Below are 4,892 nucleotides of genomic sequence, written 5' to 3'. Positions count from 1 at the left end.
CGGCGCCGGCAGCAGCTGCAGGCTGTCCGGCACCGCCGCGGCCGGCAGATAGCCCACCGCCTTGGCCGGCGCAGGCGCAGGCGCCGGTGCACGCAGCGCGGGACCGCTGCAGGCGGCCAGGGCGAGCGCCAGCACCACGGCGACGGAACGGACACGACAGGCGGGCGACACGGGCATGCGGACTCGGGCAGCGACGGCGGATCGGTCAGTGTACGGCGCGATGCAGGGACAGGTCGCCCGAGGCGGCATGCCGCGGCGCGCGACTGCGGAGAGGAGCGGCTTCAGCCGCGACGGGCGTGACCGGGAAGGCCCGTCGCGGCTGAACTCCCTCCTCCGGAAGCAGGTTTGCGTATTTCTGGAAGCACCGTTCCCGCCTCAGCCCCCGTCACGCTCCTCGCGCGGCGGGAAGCGCAGCACGACCCCGCGCGGCGGCGCCGGCGGTGGCTGCCACAGCACCGGCACCTGGGTCGGCGGCGGCGGTTCCAGTTCGTCGTCGGCGGCGAGGATCTCGTCGGTGTCCTCCTCGTCCTCCCAGCTGTAGCGCTTGCGCGGCGGCAGCGGATCGCGATGGCGCAGCAGCAGCGCGGCGACCACGCCGCCCACGGCACCACCCAGGTGCGATTGCCAGGACACCCCATCCTCGTGCGGCAGCACCGTCACCAGCATGCCGCCGTAGAACAGGAAGGCGATCATGCTGGCGGCGATCGCGGCGCGGTCGCGGCGCAGCAAGGCCAGCACGAACACCAGGAACAGCAGGCCGTGGGCGACGCCGCTGGCGCCCAGGTGATGGCTGCCGGGATCGCCGAGCCACCAGGCGCCCAGGCCCGAGCCCAGCCACAGCAAGGGCAGCCCGGCCAGGGTGGCGCGCGGATACACGCTGCCGGCCAGGGTGCCCAGGATCAGCAGGGCGCCGGCATTGGCTCCCAGATGCTCCAGCGAGCCGTGCAGCAGCGGTGCGGTCAGCACGCCGAGCAGGCCGGCGGCCGTGTGCGGCGCGACCGCCCAGGGCCGCCAGTCGAACAGGCCCTGGCTGGCGAATACCGCCACCAGCACCGCCACGAAGGCCAGGCTGACATTGAACGCGCGCAGGATCCGCGCGCGGTCGAAGCGGCCCTGCGCATCGGGTTCGGGCGTGGGCGAGGGGAGCGAAGAGGTGTCCATGCTCCCTGGATGGCGGCGCCGGGCGTCCAAGGCAAGGCGTCGCCGATGGGAGGGACTGGCCGCGGCCGCGGGACAATCCGCGGCCGCGGCGCCCGCGCCGGGTCAGTGCGCCGGCTTGGCCGGGCGCAGCAGGCTCAGCACCACGGTGGCGCCGATCACCACCGCCACCGCCAGCAGCGACACCAGCACCGGGATCTTGTACAGGTCGATGATCAGCATCTTGGTGCCGATGAACACCAGCACGATCGCCAGGCCGTAGGGCAGCAGGTGGAAGCGGTCGGCCATGCCTGCCAGCAGGAAGAACATCGCGCGCAGGCCCAGCACCGCGAACACGTTGGAGGTCAGCACGATGAACGGGTCGGTGGTGATCGCGAAGATCGCCGGGATGCTGTCCACCGCGAAGATCACGTCGGTGATCGCGATCAGCATCAGCACCGCGAACAGCGGAGTGAACCAGCGCTTGCCTTCCTGGGTCACGCTCAGCGCGTTGCCGTGGTACTGCGGGGTCAGGCGCAGATGCTTGCGCATGAAGCGCAGCACCGGGTTGGCCTCCAGGTCCGGCTCCTTGCCCGCCGAGAACCACATCTTGATGCCGGTCAGCAGCAGGAACGCGCCGAACACGTACAGCAGCCAGTGGAACTTGGTCAGCAGCACCGAGCCGGCGAAGATCATCACCGCGCGCAGCACGATCGCGCCGAGCACGCCGATCACCAGCACGCGCTGGCGCTGCTCCTCCGGCACCGCGAAGTAGCTCATGATCATCAGGAACACGAAGATGTTGTCGACCGCCAGCGACTTCTCGACCAGGTAGCCGGTCAGGAACTCAAGGCCGAGGCGGTTGCCGGTGGCCACGTCGATGGTCTCGCGCAGGTACCACCACAGGCCGGCGTTGAACGCCAGCGCCAGCGCGATCCAGCCGATGCTCCACCACAGCGCTTCCTTGAAGGTGACCTTGTGCGGACCGCCGTGGCGCATCAGCACCAGGTCCGCCAGCAGCGCCACGACCACCACGATCGCGAAACCGCTCCACAACCACACGTTGCCTATCGTTTCCATTGGGAATTTTCCGTCAGTGAACAGGGAACCTCGGGGCCGCGGTGGCGGAGGCGTTCCGGACGGAGACGACGGATGTCGTCCAGAGGGTGCCTTCGCCACTGCGGCGAAGGTCTCGCTCGCAACCGGCAGGCCGGTTGCCGTTGCACCGGAGCCCGCGGGCTCGAATTGACGGCGACAACGTCGGGAGCTACTCCCCTTCTTCGCGCATTCTTGCGGCTGCCGGCGGTGCCGTCAATCGGGGCGGCTACAATGGCGTTCATGAATAGTCCTCTGCCCGTAGTCCGTCTCAAGAACGCCTGGCGCTCCAGCCATCCTTGGATCTTCCAGAAACTGGTCGAAAAACCCGCCGCCAAGCCCAAACCGGGCGCGCTGGTGGACGTGGTCGGGGTGGACGGCGACTGGATCGGCCGCGGCTTCTACAACGGCCACTCGCGCATCGCCGTGCGCATCCTGGAGACCCATCCCGACATCGCCGTCGACGAAGCGTGGTTCGCGCGCAAGATCGCCGAGGCGGTGTCGCTGCGCCGTGACGTGCTCAAGCTGGACGCGGTCAGCGACGCCTGGCGCGTGGTGCATGCCGAGGGCGACGGCCTGTCCGGCCTGGTGGTGGACCGCTACGGCGACCTGCTGGTGGTGGAGTTCTTCAGCGCCGGCATGTTCCGCCACCGCGAGTGGATCTACGCCGCGCTGCGCGCGCAGTTCCCTGGCGCGCGCTTCTACAGCTTCGCCGAGGAGCACGTGCAGAAGCAGGAGAGCTTCGACTACCGGCCGGTGTCCAGCAGCGGCGAGCGCCCGGAGCCGGCGATCATCAGCGAATACGGCGTGCGCTTCCGCGCCGACCCGGCCGGCGCGCACAAGACCGGCTTCTTCGCCGATCAGCGCGAGAACCGGCAGTGGCTGAGCCAGCAGGTGGAGGGCAAGCGCGTGCTCGACCTGTGCTGCAACACCGGCGGCTTCGCGGTCTACGCCAAGGTCCGCGGCGCCACCGAGGTGGTCGGCGTGGACATCGACGAGGACGTGATCGAGATCGCCAAGGGCAACGCCCGCCTCAACGACGTGCGGCCCAAGTTCGTGCAGGCCGACATCTTCCCGTACCTGCGCGATGCCGCCGCCCGCGGCGACCAGTACGACGTGGTGATCCTGGACCCGGCCAAGATGACCCGCGACCGCGACCAGGTGATCCCGGCGCTGAAGAAGTATCTGGACATGAACAAGCTGGCGCTGGGCGTGGTCGCTCCGGGCGGCCTGTTCGCCACCTTCTCCTGCACCGGCCTGGTCGCCGAGCACGAGTTCCTGGACATGCTGCGCCGCGCCGCCTATTTCTCCGGCCGCACCATCCAGATCCTGAAGGTGGCCGGCGCCGGCGCCGACCACCCGTTCATGGCCCACGTGCAGGAATCGCGCTACCTCAAGGCGGTGTTCTGCCGCGTGCTGGACTAGCGCACCGCGCATGCGCAAGGCCGAGCGTCTGTTCCAGCTGGTCAACCTGATCCGGGTGCGCCAGCCGGTGACGGCCGCCGTGCTCGCCGCCGAGCTGGGCCTGTCGGTGCGCAGCATCTACCGCTACCTCGACGATCTCTCGCTCGGCGGCATTCCGGTCTACGGCGAGGCGGGCGTCGGCTATCGCCTGGATCCGCAGTTCGCGTTGCCGCCGCTGGCGCTGTCGCGCGAGGAGGTCGAGGCCTTGCACCTGGCGGTGGAGATGCTCGCCTGCAGCGGCGGCGGTCATCTGCAGCCGGCCGCGCGCGCCTTGTTGCACAAGCTGCAGGCCGCCATGCCCGCGCCGGCGCCCACGCCGCGGGTGGCGCGTGCGTTGCGCGCCGAGCCGGTGGCCTTGCCGTGCTGGCAGGCGCTGCACGCCGCCACCGCGCAGCGCCGGAGCGTGCGCCTGCGCTATCGCAGCCTGCAGGGCGAAACCAGCGCGCGCGCGGTGCTGCCGCTGGGGCTGTTCCACTGGGGACAGCACTGGACGCTGGGCGGCTGGTGCGGGTTGCGCGCCGCGTATCGCGATTTCCGCCTGGATCGGATCGAGGCGGTGCAGGCCTGCGCGGCGCCGCTTCCCGTCCCGGCACACGTGGCGCTGGACGCGTATCTCCAGCACCAACGCGCAGCCTGGGCGCAGCGCGGGCACTGACACCCCGGTGTCAGCAGGGCCGCCGCAGACTGCCGGCTCCTTCACTCCGGAATGCCCGCATGTCCCACCCCAACTGCGTCCTCGAACTGGCCGTGTTCACCGTCAAGCCCGCTGCGCGCGAGCGCATGCCGGCGCTGCGCCAGCAGCTGCGCGCGGTGCTCGCCGATTTTCCCGGCCTGCTCGATTACCGTGCGTATGCGCCGCTGGATGGCGACGACCAGTTCGTCGACATCGCATATTGGCGCGACCTGGCCAGCGCGCAGGCGGCTGCCGAGGCCTTCGCCAGCGGCGATGCCCGCTTCGCGCCCTATGCCGCGGCCATCGCCGAACTGCAGGTGATGCGGCACCTGGCGCCCGCCTGAGCGTGCGGAGTGCGCCATCGCGCCGGCCGCGACTAAGATCGGCCGATGGTTCTCTCGAACGCACGCATGAAGCAGCCCGCCTCGCCCGGTGCGAGGGTGTGGTCGGTCGCCGCACTCGCTGCATGAAGATCGTCATCGCCCCGGACGCGTTCAAGGAAAGCCTGTCCGCGGCGGAGGCG

General features: G+C 70.2%; 5 protein-coding genes. 3 read left to right on the top strand and 2 right to left on the bottom strand.

The genetic code is table 11. From position 1 onward, the window contains the following. Positions 1-375: 375 nt before the first annotated feature. Entirely contained in the window at positions 376-1,161 is a 786-nt protein-coding gene (locus tag D588_RS0122865) for a rhomboid family intramembrane serine protease (RefSeq protein ID WP_017917642.1), read from the bottom strand. A gap of 102 nt (positions 1,162-1,263) precedes the next feature. Then, positions 1,264-2,217 carry a TerC family protein gene (locus D588_RS0122860; protein ID WP_017913055.1) on the bottom strand — a complete coding sequence of 318 codons (954 nt, stop codon included), beginning with the start codon at positions 2,215-2,217 and terminating at the stop codon, positions 1,264-1,266. 258 nt (positions 2,218-2,475) lie between these two features. Here D588_RS0122860 and D588_RS0122855 point away from each other — a divergent pair, with 258 nt between their 5' ends. Genes D588_RS0122855 through D588_RS0122845 form a run of 3 tightly spaced genes read left to right on the top strand, consistent with a single transcriptional unit; the run spans position 2,476 to position 4,713 of the window. After that, a complete protein-coding gene (locus D588_RS0122855) occupies positions 2,476-3,657 on the top strand; it encodes a class I SAM-dependent rRNA methyltransferase (RefSeq protein WP_010343035.1) in 1,182 nt (393 codons plus the stop codon). Between the two features lie 10 nt (positions 3,658-3,667). Next, positions 3,668-4,351: a YafY family protein gene (locus D588_RS0122850; protein WP_017917640.1), complete on the top strand. Its 684-nt coding sequence runs from the start codon at positions 3,668-3,670 to the stop codon at positions 4,349-4,351. 59 nt (positions 4,352-4,410) lie between these two features. Further along, positions 4,411-4,713 carry an antibiotic biosynthesis monooxygenase gene (locus D588_RS0122845; RefSeq protein WP_017917639.1) on the top strand — a complete coding sequence of 101 codons (303 nt, stop codon included), beginning with the start codon at positions 4,411-4,413 and terminating at the stop codon, positions 4,711-4,713. Positions 4,714-4,892: the final 179 nt, after the last annotated feature.

The organism is Xanthomonas sp. SHU 308 (genome assembly GCF_000364645.1).
GTDB classification, from domain to species: Bacteria; Pseudomonadota; Gammaproteobacteria; order Xanthomonadales; family Xanthomonadaceae; genus Xanthomonas_A; species Xanthomonas_A sontii.
This window is presented reverse-complemented; position numbering and strand designations above follow the sequence as displayed.

What these genes read in the sequence shown, in the direction of transcription:
- D588_RS0122845 (WP_017917639.1), top strand. Translation starts at nt 4,411, where the DNA reads ATGTCCCACCCCAACTGCGTCCTCGAACTGGCCGTGTTCACCGTCAAG.
- D588_RS0122865 (WP_017917642.1), bottom strand. Translation starts at nt 1,161, where the DNA reads ATGGACACCTCTTCGCTCCCCTCGCCCACGCCCGAACCCGATGCGCAG.
- D588_RS0122860 (WP_017913055.1), bottom strand. Translation starts at nt 2,217, where the DNA reads ATGGAAACGATAGGCAACGTGTGGTTGTGGAGCGGTTTCGCGATCGTG.
- D588_RS0122855 (WP_010343035.1), top strand. Translation starts at nt 2,476, where the DNA reads ATGAATAGTCCTCTGCCCGTAGTCCGTCTCAAGAACGCCTGGCGCTCC.
- D588_RS0122850 (WP_017917640.1), top strand. Translation starts at nt 3,668, where the DNA reads ATGCGCAAGGCCGAGCGTCTGTTCCAGCTGGTCAACCTGATCCGGGTG.